Here is a 20,739-nt window from a genome sequence, read left to right as displayed (position 1 = left end):
ATTTTACAAGGACTTTGCTTTTTTGAATTATTTATACTGCCGTAATTATTACATTTTTAATTTTATTTATTAATGAACGTGATCGGATTAATAGTGAAAACGATGTTTCAAAGACTTTAGCAGAAATTGCAGCTGGGAAAAAATCAGCCGAACAAGTGCAAGAAACATATAAAAATTTAATGAGTATTACATATCCATTAATTGATTTCTCATTATTATCATTTAATTTTTTTGGAGAAAACAATAATGTAACAGATTGAAGTGCAGCATGAAATCAACGTGCAACAAATATTAATATGGCTTATTCATATTTATTTATTACGGGGATGATTGCCTTGATTGCATTATGCTATTATATTGTAATTATTATTAAAATAGCACAACGTCATCGTTTTGAAGTTCGTTATGGATTATCAACAACTTTTCCAAATGATTATGTTATTTTTAATCCTCGCATGTATTTAAACTTTTTAACAAATTTAACAGTAATTTTTAGTTTTTTTAACTTTTTAACAACCTTAATTACTTTAGTATATGGCATTTTATTAGTATTAGTGTCATATTTCTTCTGATATGTGTTAAATCGTCAGACAGAAATTTTAGTTCCACATAAATGATGAAAAGCAACTAACTTTAGTTTCTTTATTACTGTTTTACTAATTCAAAATGGTTATACATTAATTAAAGCAATGTTTGCAACAAAATTTGGTGTTGATTTAGACTTAATCGTTTCAATTATTATTCCAATTGGGACAATTACTGTTATTATTGCTGTCTTTATTAAAAATATGTTATCAACAAAAGTTACTGCTGTTCGTAATGCTATTAAGAAAATTAGTGAAAAAGTGAGTGCTTTTCGAATTTTCTATTATACCGAAAAAGAAAAAGCATTGGAAGATTATGCTTTTGTAACCCAATTACCAACCTTGGTAAAAAAACCATTATCAAATAATAGTATTACTCGTGAGCAAGCTTATGAGTTAATGAAAACAATTGATGAGACAGTGGCTTTCTTTGATAAGCATCTTTTGAAAGAAAAAGAAAAAAATTATATGTTATATCATTTATTTAATCAAATTACAGATGCGGCTGAAATTGCAGAAATTAAAGCAAATATCTTAAAAGTTGAGGAAAAACAGAAAGCAAAAAATGATAAACATTCTAAAATAATAGCTTAGAATGTTTTTTCTTCGGATAATGGTTAACTTTCATTATATAATTAATACTAGGAAAACGGGGGAAGTATGGAACCAAAAACAGTTGTTACTTTAACAGTTAAAGCAAATGATGTTAATCAAACAATTTTTAATTTTATTAAAAAGATGTTTCAAACAACTCCGTTATCAGTTATTTATAAGTTATTTCGCAATAAAAAAATTAAAGTAAATAACAAAGTAATGAAAGAACGAAATTATAAACTTCAATTAGGAGATCAAATTATTATTTTTGATAAAAATTTAGTTGTAACAGAACGAAACCAGGCAGTAACTTATAATAATGTTGAAACATTACCATTACAAGTTGTTTATGAAGATGACAATATTCTTGTTGTTGATAAACCACATGGGGTAGAAATGCACTCAAAGTTTCATACTTCATTAGATGCGATGGTGCAACATTATTTAATTCAAAAGCATGAATATCATCCCGAGGATGAACAGTCATTTGTTATTTCCCATGTTCATCGATTAGATAAATTAACGCGAGGATTAGTTTTATATGCTAAAAATAAAATTACCTTAGATTTATTATTAGCTAAAATTAACCAAAAAGAATCTATCGAAAAAAAATATTTAGCAAAGTGTGAAGGAATTATTAAAGAAACTGATTTTACCCTTACGGGTTATTTATATAAAAATGAAGATAAACAAAAAATGGTTTTTACTAAAACAGTGCAACCACATGCTAAAGTAGTTAAAACACATTTTAGAGTTCAGCACCAGTTAACAAATGCAACATGATTGGAAGTGACACTAATAACTGGCCGTAAGCATCAGATTCGTGCCTCATTAAGTTATTTACATCATCCCATTGTTAATGATATTAAATATGGAGCTAAACAAGAAACAAAGGAGTATATGATTGCTTTATATGCGACAACCTTAATTTTTCATCAATTGCCAGACCATTTAAGTTATTTAAATGAAAAGATTATTAAAATTCCAGAAAATATTATAAAATAAAAATATTAGGAACGAGGTGGAGTAATTGTCAACAAGAAGAGGAATTTTCAGTATTTTAATCGGGGCTTTTACTTCGTTAATTGGTACATGTTTTCAATTTACGTTAATGTATTTATTAATTCGTAGTTATGGTTCCCAATTTAACGGGTTTGTCAAGAACAGCGTTGCGATTGTTGCTTTTTTAGGAACAGTGGAAGGTGGTTTAGGGACCATTACTGTTATTTTTTTAGTAAAACCACTATTACAAAAAGATTGAATTAAAGCAAATGAAATGGTTAATACGGCAAAACATCAATATAAAATATCAGGTTACATTGGTATTATTTTATTAATTGCCATTGCTGTTGGTTATAGTGCCTATATTTATTTATTTGAAAATAATTTTAATATTTTACAAAATAATAAAACAATTAATTATCCGTTATGAAAAATAATTTTAATTGTATTTACTATTGGATCAAAAAACTTAATTGCGTTATTTTGAACAGCAGCGTATGAGAATTTAATGCAAGCTGATCAAAATAATCATTTACGGCGCTTAATTTTAATAATTTGTGATTTAATCTCATATTCAATTGTTTTCTACTTAATTTCAATTGCAATTGACCCTATTTTTGTTTTTTTAATTTTCTTACTTTATTCGATAATGAAAGGAAGTTTAATTTATTTATTTATTAAGTTACATTATCCTTGAATGCGCATTGTTCGTCAACGTGATAATATGCAACTAGTTAAATCAAGTAACATTGTTGTGTTTAAAAATATTGGTGAAACATTATTAATTAATGGTGATGTTATTATTACGGCGTTATTATTAGGCTTACGAATATCATCAACCTTGTCATTATATATGACAATTACGGTTGGAGTTCGTAGCATTATGATGATTTTAATTAATTCCTTCCGTGAATTTTTTGCAGCATGAACGGCGAAAAATGGTCGTGTTGATTGAAAAAGTTATATGAAATTTGAAACATACGCTTTTATGATAGCTGGTTTCTTGTTTGTTAACCAGTTTATTTTATCACCATATTTTGTGACAACATTGTATGCGCCACAAATTATTGAGCAAATTCGAACTAGTGATTCAACATTAAATCCATGAACATCACAAGAACGTGAAATTTTTAAAAGTATCTTTTATCAGCCAACCTTTTCCTTGTTAGTTGCTTTAAGTTCTGTTTTTATTGTTTTAGCTGAGCCAGCAAATGTCTTGGTATATGCCAAAGCAAATTATAAACAAACAGCAATCCCAACTTTTATTATTGGTTGTCTTAATATTGTCTTTTGTTTTTTCAGTGCTTTACTTTGACGTTTTGGTTTTAACAATTTAGCAGCCGCATTATATAGTATTTTAATTATTACTTGTTTGATGAGTTTTTTGCGGTTTTTATACTTATGATGTTATAACTGAATATTTTTAACTTATAATAGTAACTTTAAAGGTGTTTTCCGAAATTGGATGATTTTGTTAGTGCCAATGATTATTGCTATTTTAGTTAATTATTTATTTTTATCAAAAACATACAATGCTAGTCAAATTTATAATATTGATTTACAGCCAGTTTGAGGATGACAAAAATTATTAAATTTCTTCTTTGGTTTAATCTTCGCTTCCTTGTTCGTTATTTTTGCTAATTCAATCTTTTGAACTCCTAGTTCAGTGCGTGGACTCTTCTTACGTTTACCACTTGTGTACAAAATTTGAACCAAACGCCAAGATAAAATGCGAATTCTGCGTCGTAAAAAATATGAAGATGATTTTATTACCTTAACTGAACCAGAAATGCCATATCAAAAAATGTGAGAACGAGAAGAAACCTTACGTAAAAATACGAAGAAAATAGACAAAGATGAACCAAATAAAGAAATTTATAAACTAACAGGTTAAAAAAATAAGTTAGCAATAACTTATTTTTTAATGTCACTTAAATAACCAGGGTGGTATTTTTGACCATGAATAATTTTTGTAATATTATAAAGCGCATTAATAGCTTCTCCAAACCCAGTTACCATATTATAATATTTTCCTGCATAATAAGCACTATTTCCAGCGGCAAAGATATGGGGATGATTTGTTTGACCAGTTGGTTCAATAATTATTTTTCGCATTGGGGTTGTTGTTAAAGTTAATTGTTGTAAGATTGTTGGTGCAACTTTTGCACCATATTGAACAATAAAATGATCAGCTGGAATGGTTAATGTTGCATGCGTTGTTTCGTGCACTAATGTTAAAGCGGTAATTTTATTATTAATCGTATCAACTGCTTTAACATGATAAGGTTTTAATTCCGTGACTTTATTTTGCTGTAATTTTTGGACATTACTTTCTTTAGCTCGGTACAAACTACGACGATGGATAATTGTAACATCTTTGCTAATGTTATCTTCAATTAAATGATTTGCCCAATCAACAGCACTATCACCACCACCAAGAATAACAATTTTCTTGTGTGTTAAAAGGGTTGGATTTTTAACAGCATATCATAAGTTTTCATATTCTTGATGAGGATCAAGATGTTCTAAACGAATAGGAGTAAAAACACCATTGCCACTCGTAATTAAAATTGTTTTAACCGTAAGTGTTTCGTTAGTTGTTAAAGTAATAGTAAATCCATCCGTTGTTTCAAGAACATTACTAATGTTCGTTTTCCCAATATATGTTATTTGTCCTGTATTTTTTTCAGCTTGTTTAATTAAATTTTCAATAAATGTTTTAGTTTTAATTTCTTCAAACCCGGGCATATCATATAATGGTTTTTCTGGATATAATTCTCATGGTTGTCCACCAGGGGTATCATTTCCTTCAATTATATAACCGCTTAACCCTAACATACCAGCACAACTTCAGGCATATAAACCAACCGGACCAGCCCCAATAATTAAAATATCTTTCATTTATTTATAACAACCTTTCTAATTTTTCTGCACTTTAATTATTACATATTTTTCTAAAAGTCTAGCACAATAATTAATTCCTAGATATAATTATAAAAGAGAGTGGGATATTGATGAAAATAATTGTTAAAAATGAGATAGCAACAAAACTTTTAGCTGAAAAAATTGCTCCGTTTTTACATCCTAATTTATGTTTATTATTAGAAGGACCGTTAGCCGCTGGAAAAACAACTTTTACAAAATATTTATTAAAAGCGTTAGGGGTAACTGTTCCAGTTACTTCACCAACTTTTTTAATTATGCAACAATATACGACAAATCAACAAATTATTGTTAACCATATGGACTGCTATCGATTGTTAGGATTAGAACAAGAAGAAGAGTGAGAAATGTATTTTGAACATTTTCCGGATAGTATTAATATTATTGAATGACCAGCAGGGATTAGCAACCAGTTAAGTTCAAAATATGAGGTAATTAAAATTACCATTAAAATAATTAATGAACACGAACGAATTTTTACTATTAAAACTACCAATAAGCATTTACAAAGCGCATTAGGAAAAGAGGGATAAGATGTTAAATCTATTTATTGATACTAGTACTGATTTTTTAATTTTAATTTTAGAACAAAAGCAAAAAATCATTGGGCAAGTTCACGAAAACCATACTCGCCGTCATACTGAAGCAACATTGCCAGTGATTAAACAATTACTAAGTGCGTATCAATTAAAATTAAAAGATATTAATAATTTTTATTTAACAACTGGTCCAGGTAGTTATACTGGTGTTCGCATTCCAATGACGATTGTGAAAACAATTAAGGTAATTAATCCGGCGATTAATGTTTATACAATTAACACATTGCTTTACCAAGCTGGGTTAGATAATGTTGTTTCAATGCTTGATGCGCGGGGCGGAAAACGATATTTTGCGGTAATTAGTAATGGCACAGAAGTGATTCCCGGACAAGTTCTTGATTATGAAACTTGTATTGAAATTACAAAGCAATTTCCAGGTTATGAGTTTCGTTATAATTTACAAGAAATTGATTTTGTTCAAAATTATCTTGTTTTAAAAGATCATTTTAAATTAGTTGCAGATATTTTTGCTTTAGAACCACAATATTTAAAAAAGGATTGAAGTTAAATGGTTGTTTTAAAACCAGTAAATAATAGTGATGCTTTATTATTATTTTTATTAGAACAAGAAAATTATTCGCGCCATTGTTATAAATATCGTAATTTAATTCAAATGATTAATAACACAAATTATCTTGTTTATAAATTAATTGTCAAAAATAATCTCTATGGTTATTTTATTTTAATGCATAGTGGTGATGATTTTGAATTAATTCGGTTAACAGTTAAAAAACGTTATCATCATCAAGGATATGGTTGTCAAATGCTAAACTATATTTTAACACATTTTTCGTATCAACAAATTTTTTTAGAAGTAAATGAACATAATCTTGCTGCTCAACAATTATATTTAAAGCATGGATTTAAGATTATTCGAACAATTTCCCAATATTATGATGCAGAAAATGGGTACTTAATGGTTTATCATAAATAACTTTATTTAATTTTACGGTATAATATATAAGAAAAAATTAGGTGGTAAAGGAGAGAAAAGATGGGAAGAGCATTTGAAGTTCGTAAGCAATCAATGGCAGCAACAGCTGCTAAAAAAGCAGTATTATATAATCGTGTTGCTCGGGAAATTTATTTAGCAGCGCGTGAAGGAAGTGTTGACCCCAATGCTAACTTAGCATTACGGAATGCAATTGATAAAGCAAAAGCAAAACAAGTTCCACGAGATGTTATTGAACGTGCAATTAAAAAAGCAAGCGGAAATGATAATAAAAATTATCAAGCAATTCGTTATGAAGGTTATGGACCAGGGGGTAGTGCAATTATTGTTGATACATTAACAGATAATGTTAACCGTGCCGTTGCAGAAGTACGTAATTGTTTTACTAAAACGGGAGGGAAACTAGGAGTTAACGGAGCTGTAGTGCATTTATTTGATCATTTAGCAGTTTTTGCTTTTACCGATAAAACTGTTGAAGCAGTATTAGAATTATTATTACTAGCAGATTGTGATATTAATGATGTTGTTGCTGAAGATGGACAAATTGTTGTTTATGCCCCAGTAACAGCATTTAATAATGTTAAAACCGCATTAGACCAAGCAGGGATTACCACATTTCAAATGGCAGAAATTACAATGTTACCCCATGACCGCATTACTTTGCAAGGAGATGACGCTGAACAATTTGAAAAAATGTTAAATATGTTAGATGACATTGATGATGTGCAAGATGTTTATCATAATGTTTTGCTTGCTTAGATAGGAATGAAAAGTAGGAAAATAGTTTGGAAAACTAGAAACAATTGAAAAATTATCGTTAATAGTGCATAATAATAGTAAAGTAAAAAAGGAGTTTAGATAACAATGTCAAATTTTTTGGGTGGTAGTATGACAATGAATGTGATTTTAGTCGTAATTGTAGTTGCAGTTATTATTTTTGCAATTGTTTCTTCAATTATGGGACGAAAAGCACAGCGCATTGAACGGGAAAAACGAAAAAAACAAGTTAAAGATAAAATTAAACAATATATTAAAGATACTGATAATCGGAAAAATTTAAGATTAGAATATGAAAAAGTTATTGCTCGAAAAGGAAAAGAATTTAAGTATCGCGATATTTTTGATGTTATTGTTGATATTTATGAAGCAAAGACAAATACTTTTTTAGAACAAAAAGCGTTTGAAATTGAAGGTATTTCAAAAAAAATTAGTAAAAAACAATATGAAACAACTTGAATTGTTAACCAAGAAATTGATTTAGAAGAAACAAAACACCGCATTGAAATTAGTGAAAAAAAAGTTAAGTTAACAAAAGAGGAAAAGAAAGCAGCGAAAATTGCTGCAAAAAAAGAATATGAGGCACATCGTGCTGAAATGCTTAAAAAGCGTGAAGAAGAACGGAAATTGCGCAAAGCTGGACAACTTCCTGTTGATGAACGCCCAAAACCAAAACCAGAGAAATTTGTCCCTAGAAAATAAGTGCTATCTTATTTTCTTTGTCTTTATAAAGCAAATTCCAAATAACGAAAGTGAAGTGCAACAATGGATTTAGGAATCACTTTAAAAAAAGAAGATTTTAAACGATTTAAAAAATGTTTTAAAATTGCTTGAACATTAGCCTCGCGAAGTAATTTAAAAACAGTTCAAGAATGAGTGACAGCTCAAAAAATTTCGGTCTTTTTTGATTTGCAAGATAATATTAACAGTGCCAAAATTGATGAAGCCATTTTTCTTGATGATGAAAATGAAGGAGGAAAAGGTTTATTTCAACCGCATTTATATGATTTAGCGCTAGAAACTTATTGACCAGCAGATGAAGGCGCCGATAATAATGATGTACGAACTTTACCAGATGATGTCCAAACAACAATGGCAGATGTTAAAATTGATTTTTATCCTGGTGAAACAATTGCTGATGGAAATGAAGTTGGTCAACGTGCGCGGGAATATTTTATGCGTGATCATAATTATTTTAATTTAGAACATTACAGTAAGAAAATTGCTTTTGCAAAAACAACGGAAGTATTAGCAAATTCAAACTATGATGTTTATTTTGAACCATCTTTTGTTTATAACAATTGTATTACAAAGTGTGATATTTTAAAAAAACTTCCAGATGGAACTTATCATTTAATTGAGGTTAAAGCCTCAACTGGTCGGAAATATGACAAAGAGGCACAAATGTATGTTAATAAGGATGTCAAGGATGAATATGGTTATGACGTTGCCTATCAGTATTATGTTTTAACTGGGGCAGGGTTAACAATTAGTCGAATTTCTTTGATGTTGTTAAATTCGGAGTATCAGCGTGTTGGTGATATTGATGATGACCAGTTGTTTATGTTTCAAGATCTTTATAAATTGCCAACAAAAACCTTACCGGCTGTTAGTTTATTAGAATTTTGTCAGCAAATGATGACTGGACAGTTTGCCAAACGCGTTGCAAAGAATCGTATTATTACTGATGATTTAGCTTTAATTAAACATTACTTTATGCAATCAGTTGAAACAATTTTTCCGTTATTTAGTAAGGAACAATGTTTAAATGGAAAAGGTGATCGTTATGGTTATTGTCAGCATGTTACTAGTTATTTACCACCGCATCATAGTGTCTTTGAATTAACCCGGGGAAGGGAAAAAAAGACATTATTAAAATATCAAGAACACATTGATTTATTAAAAGATATTGTGTTACCATTTACCTTTAAACAATTAACTCGACAAAAAAAACCAATTTTATTTTCAGAAAAACAACAACGTCAAATTCTTGCTGTTCAAGATAATGCCCCAGTTGTTGACCCAAAAAAGGTTGCTATCATTAAACAAATTTTAGAGCATTATCAGTATCCATTATATATGTATGATTTTGAAACAATGAAAGCAGCGGTTCCTCGTTTTGATTATTCATATTCTTATCAACAAATTCCATTTCAATATTCAGTCCATATTATTAAAGATAATCACTTTGATTATCAAGATGAAACAACAATGGAACATCATGCTTTTTTAGCAGATGGTGATGGTGATCCACGCTTAGCCCTAATTGAACATTTAGTTACTGATTTATTTAGTCATGGTGGAGGAGTTTATGTTGCTTATTATAAGAGTTTTGAATGTAAGGTTTTAGCGGAATTAATTAGTTATTTAACAATCTTAATTAATCAAAGCCGAAATGAGGAACGTATTACAACTTATCAAGATTGACAAAAAAAATTAAGTATTATTCGAAATAAAACAATTGATTTAATGGATTTTTTTCAGGATTTTATGATTTATAAAAAAGAATTTTATGGTTCAGCTTCAATTAAAAAAACGCAACCAGCATTTGATAATCAATTTACTTATCAAGCATTAAAGGTGCAAAAAGGTGATATGGCGAGTGAAATCTTTCGTCGTCGCGCGGAAAATAATATTCCAATCACCATTTGACAAAAATCATTTCGAGCAGAAATGTTAAAGTATTGTAATCGGGATACATTAGCAATGGTCGTAATTTATCAACACATTGTTCGTTTAATGGCACCTTTGACACCAATTAAGGGAGGGAAAAAAGATGCAAAAATATAGAGTGATTTTTATGGGAACACCAATCTTTGCGACAGCTGTTTTAAAGGCTTTGCAAAAGTTAAGTCCAACAATTGAAATAATTGGGATTGTTACCCAACCTGATCGAAAAATTGGACGGCAACAACTTGTTCAATTTTCCCCAGTAAAAGAATTTGCTTTAACAAATCAAATTCCTGTTTTTCAACCAGAAAAAATTAATGATCTTTATGCAGAGTTAGTCACTTTGCAACCAGATGTTATTGTGACATGTGCTTATGGGCAGTTTATTCCAGAGCGAATTTTAAAATTAGCCCGGATTAATTGTATTAATGTTCATGCTTCGTTATTACCAAAATTACGTGGTGGTGCTCCCATTCATAAAGCTATTATTTATGGTGAACAAGAAACTGGGATTACGCTAATGCAAATGATTAAAAAAATGGATGCGGGCGAAATGTATGTTCAAACAGCAATTCCAATTAGTCCAACGGAAACAGCTTCATCTTTGCATGACCGTTTAATGGTTTTAGCAGGAACAATGATTGAAAAGCATTTATTAGATATTATTACTGGCAAAATTAAGGGAACACCACAAGATGATAGTCAAGCAACATTTGCTTATAACATTACCCGCGATGAAGAAAAAGTGAATTGATTTTTACCAAAACAAAAAATTGTTGATCAAATTCGTGGTTTATATGCATGACCAATTGCTTACACAACTGTTAATAATATTCATTATAAATTGCATCAAGCAGTGATTACCTTAGAACCATTAGCTGAAAAAGACGCTGATTTTGTAAATGGAACAATTATTGATATTTCAAAATTAGGGATTAAAGTTAAAGTTGAAGATGGTTATTTATTAATTACGCGTTTACAACGCGAAGGTAAAAAAGCAACTGATGCTAAAAATTATTATCATAATGCATCGTCAGAAATCATAGTTGGAAATATTTTTATTTAAAATGTATCGTTTAAAATCATTAAAATATTTAGCAACAACAGGGTTAATTACAGCCTTGTTAGTAGCTATTGCCTATATTTCACAATTTATTCGGATTGATTTTGGCGTTGGTAAAGGGATTATTCAGTTAGCAGATGGTTTATTTTTAGCTTTAATAACTTTAATCAAAGGACCAATGTTATTAATTAGTGGTATTTTGTATGTAACAATTATTGACCTTATTACAGGGGGTTTTATTTTTATTCCAATTTCAATTTTGATTAGAATTTTAATGTTTTTTATTACTTATTATGGGGCTCGGATTTTAAGTCGTTATGGTGCTATTTTTGTTAGTAGCTTAATGTTATTATTATATGTTTTATATAGTTATATTATGTTTGAACCTGATGTTGCAATTGTTGAATTAACTACTGATGCAATTCAAATTGCTGTTGCAACAATAATGGGAATTAGTTTATCAATTGTTTTTGTTCGAATTAATGAGCATAGTACAAATAAAATTTGAGATGATGAACAATTTTGACATTATAAAAAGAGTAATTAGGCCATAATTACTCTTTTTATTATAATGTTCGTGCTGACAAACTAATAATTTTTAATGTTTCTTCAATTTTATCTTTTAAATAATTTAAGTAATAATAGTTAATGATTGATTCTCGTAAAATTTTAAGTTTTTTGTCATAATTAGATTGTAGTTGTTTTTCACAATAATCAAAAATTCGTAAATTTTCTTGCCGCATGTTTAAATTGACTTTAAAATGTTGTCGATATAATTTGCGATATTCGTTAAGAGCATTACTAATGCGGTTATGAATAAATTCAGTGCTTTGATTAATAACACGCATAATTTGATAAATTAACCCTTCATGTTGTTGCAAGTTAATTTGTTTCGTGTTAAAAGTTTTTAAATTTTTTAATAATGTATACAACCAATCTTTTTTTGTATCAGAAATTTTTTCAACATTCGTAATTAAAGTTACTTCAGCCATTAACTGATTATAATATTCTGTAAAGTTAGTATTCACAAGTATTCCCCATTCCGTGATATAAAAAAATGCTAATAAAATTTTTAAAATAATTGTTCCATAGTTTCATTTTTTAAATTGTACTTTATATTATATCGTATTTATTTTAAAAATTCAATGTGGTTGTAATTATTTATTATTAAAACCAGCTATTTCAGGTTATTTTACTAAAATTATGTATAATAATATCAGAGATATAACTGCTAATAGAAAGGGTTTCAATTTTAAATGGATAAAAAATTAATTCGTAATTTTTCAATTATTGCTCATATTGACCATGGAAAGTCAACCTTAGCAGACCGGATTTTAGAGTTAACAGGAACAGTTGAAAAACGAGAAATGCAAGAACAATTATTGGATTCAATGGATTTAGAACGTGAACGAGGAATAACAATTAAATTAAATTCTGTTCAGTTAAAGTATCGGGCTCAAGATCAACAAGAGTATATTTTTCATTTAATTGATACTCCAGGACATGTTGATTTTACTTATGAAGTATCACGTAGTTTAGCAGCTTGTGAAGGAGCAATTTTAGTTGTTGATGCAGCACAAGGAATTGAAGCTCAAACATTAGCTAATGTTTATTTAGCAATTGATAATAATTTAGCAATTATTCCCGTTATTAATAAAATTGATTTACCATCAGCCGATCCAGACCGCGTTAAAGAAGAAATTGAAAATTTAATTGGAATTCCAACAACAAATGCACCATTAATTAGTGCTAAAACAGGATTAAATATTGAACAGGTATTAGAAGCAATTGTCAAGGATATTCCTGCCCCATTAGACGGCGATGATAATAATCCGTTGCAAGCATTAATTTTTGATTCATATTATGATAAATACCGAGGCGTAATGGTCTCAATTCGAGTTAAGCAAGGAATTGTTCGCGTTGGTGAAAAAATTAAATTAATGAATACCGGTGCTGTTTATGAAGTTACCGAATTAGGAGTTAAAACCCCAAAAGAAGTTAAAAAAAACCAATTAGGAGCCGGTGAAGTAGGGTGATTAGCAGCAAGTATTAAAATGGTGCGTGATGTTCGGGTTGGTGATACGATTACAACTGTTGCTAATCCAGCGCAACAGCCATTGCCAGGATATAAAAAAATGAACCCAATGGTGTTTTGTGGCCTATACCCAATTGATTCTGCTAAATATAAAGATTTAAAAGAAGCCTTGGAAAAAATTCAGTTATCGGATGCTTCCCTTGTTTATGAGCCAGAGACATCGCAAGCATTAGGTTTTGGTTTTCGTTGTGGCTTTTTAGGATTATTACATATGGATGTAATCCAAGAACGATTAGAACGAGAATATAATTTAGAGTTAATTGCAACTGCACCATCGGTAATTTATCATGTTTATTTAACAAATAAGGAAATGATTAGCATTGATAATCCAAGTGAATTACCCGCTGTGCAAAAAATTGATCGCATCGAAGAACCATTTGTCAAAGCAACAATTATGACTCCCGAACAATATATTGGTTCATTAATGGAATTATGTCAAAATAAACGTGGGACATATGTTAATTTAGAGTATATTGATGATACGCGACGAATTTTGACTTATGAGATGCCATTAAATGAAATTGTTTTTGATTTTTTTGATCGGTTAAAATCAATTAGTAAAGGTTATGCTTCGTTAGATTATGAGTTTATTGGTTATCGTCCTAATAAATTAGTTAAAATGGATATTTTACTAAACAATGAAATTATTGATGCATTATCAATTATTGTTCACCGTGATTTTGCTTATGGCCGTGGTAAAGCTCTCTGTGCAAAGTTAAAAGAAATTATTCCCCGTCAAAATTTTGAAGTTCCAATTCAAGCAGCCATTAATCATAAAGTTATTGCGCGAGAAGATATTAAAGCTATGCGGAAAAATGTATTAGCAAAATGTTATGGTGGCGATATTACCCGGAAAAAGAAATTGTTAGAAAAACAAAAAGAAGGAAAAAAACGAATGAAAGCAATTGGTTCTGTTGAAGTACCTCAAGAAGCTTTTATGGCTGTTTTAAAGTTAGATGATTAATTGCTATTGTTAGCAATTTTTTATTAATAAAAAGTGATATAATTAATAAAAGGTGATAACAATGAATCTAAAATATAATAATTTTTATCATAAGTTTCTTAGTTTCTTTTTATTAGCATTATTATTTTATGTTTTTTTCTTTTGAGGAATTGGAATTATTTATCCAGTAAATAATTTTGTTTTTGATAATGTTCTTTTTAATTTAGCTTATGTAGTGTTAATTTCCTTTGCTTCTATTTTTGTGGTAGGAATTTTAACGCAAATTTTAATTAATTTTCGTTTTTATCAACAATCATTTGACCATTATAAATTATTGCTTAAAACTAATTGATTTGTTCTTTTAACATGACTATTAAATTTAATTTTATTAACAATAACATTAGCTTATAATTTTCAACGCTATATTGTTTTAGTTCAAAATCAACATTTAGCACGAATTCCATATTTAATTTTATTAAATTTATTTTATATTTTTTATCTTATTATTGGTTTATCATTGCTATTAACAATTGCTTTAGTTATTATTTATGGGTTTTATCTTAAAAAAATTACTTGTTTTGTTATTTGAACTAATACGGAAATTTATAATGAATTATTTATAAATAACTTTACAGTTGATCTATTTGCTGCAATGATTCGATTTCTCCAACAAATGAATATTGTAGTGATTATTAAATCACTAATTTGTCGAACATTTTTAAAAGCACAATTACGAAAAACAAAATTATTAATTCAGTTTAAAAAGGAAAATTGTCCACCCTTATTTGGTTTATAATAAATATTTTTAAAAATAATATTTATGAATAATTTATTTTTGTGATAAAGGAGTTTTTAAGTATGAAAAAATTAATGATGATTTTAGCATCACTAACATTTACTTCGGCTTCTATTACTTCAGTTGTTAGTTGCACTAATGTTGCTGATATTGCAAAGAAAACCAATTATCATGTCATTCCAAATGTTGCTAGTATCAAAGCAGCTATTCAAAAGTTAAATCATAATCCAGATAACTTTGCTGTTGATCTTGATTCAGGAATGAAAACAGCAACAATTCGCTCAATGCCAGATGTTTCGAATCAACCATTTTTAGCAAAAAAAAATTAATTTGGATTGAGCAACAAATGATTTAACAAAAATTATTACTTTGACTTCATTACCATATTCAGAAGAAGCAGTTGGTAAACCAGCAGATCCTGCTCGTGTTTTAGCAGTGATGAATGTTTTAAATGGCACAAATTTTACAAGTGATGATGTTGAAGTTATTGTGGAAGATAATAATTATAAAATTATTGCGAAAGAAGGAGGTAATTTTACTGGTGAATTAGAAATTATCTCAGAAGCTGTTACGTTTGACCAAGTGTATCCAGTTGTTAATTTAGGGAATGTTTATTTAGCTAGTGATATTTATAATAATTGAAAGAAAGACCCAACAGGAAGTACATTAATTATAGCGGCAGCTCTAATGGAATTTAGTGGTGATCGTAATCGTTTTTCTGCTTTTTATAGTCAAGCTATTATGCAAGCCTTTATGCAAGGTGGGATTTTAGATATTAATATTGATGATCAATTAAATGGTACTTTTTACTTAAGTGGTAGTGTACCTAATATTTTTAATGATTCTAATGTTACTTTTAAATTTCATGTTATTTTAGATCACCGTAAATATTTAAATTATAACAATGAAAAACCAAAAAATATGGCACAAATTAAAGTTACACTAAATGAAACATATACTGGAAATAATTTAAATGACATTCGCTATGCTGTTTGACAAACCATATAATCCAGATAAAAAAGAAATTGTTGGGACAATCTTTTGCAGAACAGTATAAAGACCTTTGATATGATGAGCTTTTAGTGTTAAACAACTGTTTTTCGCGCAAAACCAGGTTCAAAAATTTTGGCATCTTCTGATAAAATGGCATCAATTTTAACAAAACAGCCATTTTATCAAATTATTGCAACATTACAATAAAAAATAAAATGAAGTAATTATGATTGAAAAAATGTTAGAGTAAAACTAGTTTTAAATAAAACTAGTTTTTTATTGCTTAAATAAACATAGTTTTTTACAAGTTCAAAAAAGTTATTTTTTAATTTTTAAAGTGCATTATCTTGTTGAAAATAAAATAATATATTATATAATGTATTTGGATATACGTTATTATGATGCAGGATTATAAAGTTTAACATTCATTTAATGGTTAGTTAGCAATTAGCGGCTAATTCATTTTATTTTTAAATTTATCAATCTTCTTGAATCTGGTAGGGTGGTTGGGATGTTAAGCGAAAGGATATAGATATTTTTTAATGTATTAAATATCAAATATCAAATATCAAATATCAATTAGCAAAACATATTAACTTTTAGTTGTTTCAGAATAATAATTAAAAATAATTCCCTTGTCTATTTTATAAAAAAAAAAAAAAAAAACAAACTGGTCTGTAAAATGATTTGTTATACAAATATGTCCATTCTTTTTAATCCTTTAAACTAAGTAGCAAATCGATTTTTAATAAACATAATATATATACCCTGAATTATTTAATTATTGCTGAAAAAATATAATTATCAACATAATAAGCATTACCCTGAGTCAAAGTTATGTTACGATTATGTGAAGTGATACTAGTTTTAAATTTAAAACTAGTATCTTTTTTATTTTAAATTTTTAAATTGTTTTTTATTTTAAATTTTGGTTTAATTAAAATGGTAAATAACAAACGATTTTTACATTTTATTATTGGTTTTTATAGAAATAGGGTATAATTACGATATATACTTAAATAATATGTATGGTTTGTTATGGTTAAAAGATAGGTGAAAAAAATGGAGAAATTACGTGGAGTGTCATTAACTTTCTTAACAATTGGCGGAATTTTTAGTGCGTTACTGTTCGGGATATTAATTATGGTAGCAAATAAAATTAATAGTCAAATGTTCCTTTATAATGCTGCATACATGCTATTACAAGATATTGCCCTTTTGGTTTTACAGTTCTCAAATATGACAGTATATAATAATATAATTACAAAACCAGAATTAGTTGGTGGTATTTTAATTGGAATTTCTAGTTTTTTAGTATTAATGTATTTAATTCCAAATTATTTATCAAAAAATAATCGTTATAAAGTCTTTGGAATAAGTTGAGCTTTTATTATTGGATTAATATCTTGCATTTTATTAACAATGGCTGTTGCGCTTGCTAGTCAACCAAGAAGTCTTAATGCTGGTTTAAATATTTTTAAATTAAATTTACCGATTAATTCAGGATTTATTTTGTTATTTATTGGTCCAGGATTAACTTTCTTTGGTAGTTGATTTGCAATAACTTATTATAGTAAAACACGAAAAACAAAATCATTAACACAAGATCAAAAAAATCGTTTAACAGCGATTAATTTTGAAACTGGTAAAATTGGTGCTCGTGGTTTAACACCCCAAAAAGAAATGGTAAGTCAAAGTGAACTTACTCCTCTTGAAGAAACAAAAAATCCTATTAACAACAAATCAGTTTCAACAACAAATGATTTAAAAGCGAAGATGGCCTTATTGAAAGCGAAGATGGCTCGGAATGCTCTTTTACATGAACAAGGTGAAGCACATCTTCTCCCAGCAGAAGAAGATAATAATGCTACTAATTCAAAGCCAACAATTCGTGTTGGTGCAGAAGGGCAATATTTACGTACAATTAAAGAGAACGAAGGAATTGTTGATGAATCACCCGTAGGACTACTTATTGAACAAGAAGGTGACTTTGTACAAAAAGGTGATATTATTAAACATCGTGATTATTCAGCACCTATTTTTAGTACGGAAAGTTCGCCTTCAAAAGGAAAATTAAATTCATATGATTCAATTATTATTCCAAAATCAAAACAACATATGTCATTAGATAAAACAGAATTAGCTGAACGAATTGGTTCAGTGCCAAAACCAAGTGGTAAACAACGCATTAATCCCAATGCTCGCGTTGATAGTTCTTATGATGGTAAAGTTTTTTTAGGTGATATTGATAAAATTTGAACAGCTGGGAAAAAATACCGTGAAGATATTACAAAAAAACCAGCAACTAATAATTCTTTGCAATCATCAGAGTTACACCATAATTTTGAGAATGAAAATGAAAATGATGATAAAATAGATGATAATCATTAATTAATCCATATTTATGATAGGGGGAGGAACAGCATGGCATTGGAAAAAGTGCTACCATATCAGGGTAATTTAATTAAATATGATTTAATTATTAAAGAACAAAAGAATATTGTGTTAAATGTTAATAATGGCAAAATTAAAGTATCAGCCCCTAGTTATGCCCATGATTGAGAAATTGAAGCTCTAATTTATAAAAATATTAAGAAAATTATTACTGTAATTGATGTTCACGATAATTATCGAAAGATTGTTATTAATCCAAATGGAACAGGTTATGTTTATGTTTTTAATGAAAAATATCCATTGCAACTAACGAATGAGAATATTCATACTAAAATTGTTAATCGACAATATTTTTTATTAAAAGATGCTGGTAGTTATGATGAAAATGTTAAGAAGTTACATCATTTTTTAAAGCAAAAATTTAGTTATAAATTTGAGCAATTATTAAATAAATGAGCAACAATAATGAATTTATCTTATAAAAATTTAACAATTAAAGCAATGGTTCGCAAATGAGGTGTTTGTTATCCTCAAACGGAAAAAATTGTTTTAAATACAAAATTAATTCATTTTGATCCAACAGTATTGGAATATGTAATTATTCATGAATTATCACATTTAGTTCATCATAATCATTCTAAGTTGTTTTGATATTATGTTGAAAAATATATGCCAAATTATCGTGAAAAAGTTGAAATTTTAAAAAAACCAGGAATTTAAAATGGTTTTCTTTTTAATTTAATATAATCAAGTAAGGAGTTAAGAAATATGCTTTATATTAGTAATCAACAAGACACAAAAAATCTTGAAAATTTTATTTTTAATCAATTTGATATTCCTCCAGTTAAATTAATGGCAAAAGCAGCAGAAGGCTTATTTCATCATTTGAATTTAGCAGTTCATAGTTTTTTAATTTTAACTAATGTTGGTAATAATGGTGGGGATGGCTTTTGTTTAGCGAAATTAATTAATGATTATGATGGAACAAAAAAGATTCATATTCATATTTGCACGGATAAAAAAACCTTTGATAATGCTAAAACCCCAGAAGTTGCATATTATTATTCATTAGTTAAAAAGTTGCGGAATGTAACAATGACTTTTCTTGATGATAATATTGAAGCAGTAATTTTATGAACTGATATTATTATTGATTGCATTTTTGGTATTAGTTATCATGGAAAAATGCCACCGGCTATTGCTGAAATTATTAAAAAAGTTAATGAAAGTCAAAAATATGTTTTAGCATGTGATATTCCAAGCGGAATTGAAAATGATAGTGCAACAATTCCAACAATTGCAATTAAAGCAAATAAAACTGTCACTTTTTTTACTTACAAATCAGCTTTTATTAATTATGATATTATTCCTTACTTAGGAAAAGTTGTTGTATGACAATTGGGTTTTCATCAGCAAGAGATTAATAGTATTTGTGCAAAATTAATTGATAACAACTTATTTTATACGGATAGTGTCCAATTACATTCTCGTTCGCTAATTTCACACAAAGGCATCTATGGCAATTTACTTATTTTTGCTTCAAGTTTAGAATATTTAAATGCTGGAACCTTAGTTGCTAATATGGCATTAAATGCTGGAATTGGATTAGTAATTTGAGCTTTATCACCAGAATTATTAGGAAAAACAAATAATACCGCTCCAGAAATCACATTCTGTGATGCTTCTGACCGAGCCCGAATTTTAGATTTATTAACAAACAAAGTTAATGTGGTAGCCTATGGAATGGGAAAAGAAAAAACAGAACGGACATATAATACTTTAAATTATATTTTAGATAATTATAAAGGATCAATTGTTGTTGATGCTGATGGAATTAATGTCCTAGATGCCCCTTTATTACGAAAACTACGTGGACGGGCAATTTTAACACCCCATGCCTTAGAATTATCACGCTTGATTAATAAAAGTGTGCCAGAAATTTTAAATAGTCGAATTAATATTGCAAAAGAATTTGCGAACAAGTATAAAATTATTGTTGTTTTAAAAGGATATCAATCAATTATTACTGATGGTAATCGCGTGTATATTAATGGGACAGGTAATCCCTATATGGCAGTTGCTGGAATGGGTGATACTTTAACTGGTTTAATTGCCAGTTTAGTTGGTCAGGGTTATGAATTATTTGAAGCAGCAATCGTTGGAACATATTTACATGGGCTAGCTGGGGATGAAATTTCACAATACAAAAAACCAGTTTTGCCAACAGACATTATTGACCAAATTGGTTTTGTTTTAGCAGAACTTATTGGAAATGAAGATTCTATTAATTTTAAAAAGTAGTTCTTTTGGTTATTTTTATAACTTTTGAATTTG

General features: G+C 28.4%; 20 protein-coding genes. 18 read left to right on the top strand and 2 right to left on the bottom strand.

Annotation, left to right across the window (positions count from 1 at the left end; all coding sequences use genetic code 4):
• Positions 1-14 precede the first annotated feature (14 nt).
• From SPM_RS00290 to SPM_RS00280, 3 genes are all read left to right on the top strand, one after another.
• The gene (locus tag SPM_RS00290) at positions 15-1,178 is read left to right on the top strand and encodes a hypothetical protein (protein WP_004027605.1); all 1,164 of its coding nucleotides are present in this window, start codon (positions 15-17) and stop codon (positions 1,176-1,178) included.
• A 66-nt stretch (positions 1,179-1,244) separates the two neighbouring features.
• A complete protein-coding gene (locus SPM_RS00285; RefSeq protein ID WP_004027604.1) occupies positions 1,245-2,183 on the top strand; it encodes a pseudouridine synthase in 939 nt (312 codons plus the stop codon).
• 25 nt (positions 2,184-2,208) lie between these two features.
• Entirely contained in the window at positions 2,209-4,074 is a 1,866-nt protein-coding gene (locus SPM_RS00280; RefSeq protein ID WP_004027603.1) for a transporter, read from the top strand.
• Positions 4,075-4,094: 20 nt separating this feature from the next.
• On the opposite strand, the gene SPM_RS00275 is transcribed toward SPM_RS00280, so the two are convergent.
• Positions 4,095-5,081, bottom strand: coding sequence for an NAD(P)/FAD-dependent oxidoreductase (locus SPM_RS00275; RefSeq protein WP_004027602.1), 987 nt, complete (start codon positions 5,079-5,081; stop codon positions 4,095-4,097).
• Between the two features lie 113 nt (positions 5,082-5,194).
• Here SPM_RS00275 and tsaE point away from each other — a divergent pair, with 113 nt between their 5' ends.
• The 8 genes from tsaE (at position 5,195) to SPM_RS00235 (ending at position 11,731) form a co-directional block, all read left to right on the top strand.
• Positions 5,195-5,656: a tRNA (adenosine(37)-N6)-threonylcarbamoyltransferase complex ATPase subunit type 1 TsaE gene (tsaE, locus tag SPM_RS00270; RefSeq protein WP_004027601.1), complete on the top strand. Its 462-nt coding sequence runs from the start codon at positions 5,195-5,197 to the stop codon at positions 5,654-5,656.
• A gap of 1 nt (position 5,657) precedes the next feature.
• Complete coding sequence (tsaB, locus tag SPM_RS00265) at positions 5,658-6,230, top strand: tRNA (adenosine(37)-N6)-threonylcarbamoyltransferase complex dimerization subunit type 1 TsaB (protein ID WP_004027600.1); 573 nt, start codon at positions 5,658-5,660, stop codon at positions 6,228-6,230.
• Positions 6,231-6,656: a GNAT family N-acetyltransferase gene (locus SPM_RS00260; RefSeq protein WP_004027599.1), complete on the top strand. Its 426-nt coding sequence runs from the start codon at positions 6,231-6,233 to the stop codon at positions 6,654-6,656.
• Positions 6,657-6,716: 60 nt separating this feature from the next.
• A complete protein-coding gene (locus SPM_RS00255; protein ID WP_004027598.1) occupies positions 6,717-7,433 on the top strand; it encodes a YebC/PmpR family DNA-binding transcriptional regulator in 717 nt (238 codons plus the stop codon).
• 105 nt (positions 7,434-7,538) lie between these two features.
• A complete protein-coding gene (locus tag SPM_RS00250; RefSeq protein WP_004027597.1) occupies positions 7,539-8,153 on the top strand; it encodes a hypothetical protein in 615 nt (204 codons plus the stop codon).
• A 63-nt stretch (positions 8,154-8,216) separates the two neighbouring features.
• Positions 8,217-10,241: a DUF2779 domain-containing protein gene (locus SPM_RS00245; RefSeq protein WP_004027596.1), complete on the top strand. Its 2,025-nt coding sequence runs from the start codon at positions 8,217-8,219 to the stop codon at positions 10,239-10,241.
• Positions 10,228-11,187: a methionyl-tRNA formyltransferase gene (gene fmt, locus SPM_RS00240; protein WP_004027595.1), complete on the top strand. Its 960-nt coding sequence runs from the start codon at positions 10,228-10,230 to the stop codon at positions 11,185-11,187. The genes SPM_RS00245 and fmt overlap by 14 nt, the downstream gene beginning before the upstream one ends.
• Positions 11,168-11,731, top strand: coding sequence for an ECF transporter S component family protein (locus SPM_RS00235; protein WP_004027594.1), 564 nt, complete (start codon positions 11,168-11,170; stop codon positions 11,729-11,731). Before fmt ends, SPM_RS00235 begins: the two co-directional genes overlap by 20 nt.
• A gap of 19 nt (positions 11,732-11,750) precedes the next feature.
• Here the strand turns inward: SPM_RS00235 and SPM_RS00230 are convergent, their stop codons facing one another.
• Positions 11,751-12,212 (bottom strand): hypothetical protein, encoded by a 462-nt coding sequence (locus SPM_RS00230; protein ID WP_004027593.1) that lies wholly within the window; start codon positions 12,210-12,212, stop codon positions 11,751-11,753.
• A gap of 228 nt (positions 12,213-12,440) precedes the next feature.
• Here SPM_RS00230 and lepA point away from each other — a divergent pair, with 228 nt between their 5' ends.
• The 7 genes from lepA to SPM_RS00195 all read left to right on the top strand — a co-directional run bounded on the left by lepA (position 12,441) and on the right by SPM_RS00195 (position 20,706).
• A complete protein-coding gene (gene lepA, locus SPM_RS00225; protein WP_004027592.1) occupies positions 12,441-14,243 on the top strand; it encodes a translation elongation factor 4 in 1,803 nt (600 codons plus the stop codon).
• Positions 14,244-14,304: 61 nt separating this feature from the next.
• On the top strand, positions 14,305-15,018 hold the full coding sequence (locus SPM_RS00220) for a hypothetical protein (RefSeq protein ID WP_004027591.1): 714 nt from the start codon (positions 14,305-14,307) through the stop codon (positions 15,016-15,018).
• A 62-nt stretch (positions 15,019-15,080) separates the two neighbouring features.
• A complete protein-coding gene (locus SPM_RS00215; RefSeq protein WP_040584397.1) occupies positions 15,081-15,347 on the top strand; it encodes a Vmc-like lipoprotein signal peptide domain-containing protein in 267 nt (88 codons plus the stop codon).
• Position 15,348: 1 nt separating this feature from the next.
• Positions 15,349-16,026: a hypothetical protein gene (locus tag SPM_RS00210; RefSeq protein ID WP_040584396.1), complete on the top strand. Its 678-nt coding sequence runs from the start codon at positions 15,349-15,351 to the stop codon at positions 16,024-16,026.
• Between the two features lie 1,047 nt (positions 16,027-17,073).
• Positions 17,074-18,402, top strand: a complete 1,329-nt coding sequence (locus tag SPM_RS00205; RefSeq protein WP_004027590.1) for an MFS transporter — start codon at positions 17,074-17,076, stop codon at positions 18,400-18,402.
• Between the two features lie 33 nt (positions 18,403-18,435).
• Positions 18,436-19,125, top strand: a complete 690-nt coding sequence (locus SPM_RS00200) for a M48 family metallopeptidase (RefSeq protein ID WP_004027589.1) — start codon at positions 18,436-18,438, stop codon at positions 19,123-19,125.
• A 48-nt stretch (positions 19,126-19,173) separates the two neighbouring features.
• Positions 19,174-20,706: a bifunctional ADP-dependent NAD(P)H-hydrate dehydratase/NAD(P)H-hydrate epimerase gene (locus SPM_RS00195; protein WP_004027588.1), complete on the top strand. Its 1,533-nt coding sequence runs from the start codon at positions 19,174-19,176 to the stop codon at positions 20,704-20,706.
• The last annotated feature ends 33 nt before the right edge of the window (positions 20,707-20,739 follow it).

It is taken from the genome of Spiroplasma melliferum KC3, from assembly GCF_000236085.2.
GTDB classification, from domain to species: Bacteria; Bacillota_I; Bacilli_A; order Mycoplasmatales; family Mycoplasmataceae; genus Spiroplasma; species Spiroplasma melliferum.
This window is presented reverse-complemented; position numbering and strand designations above follow the sequence as displayed.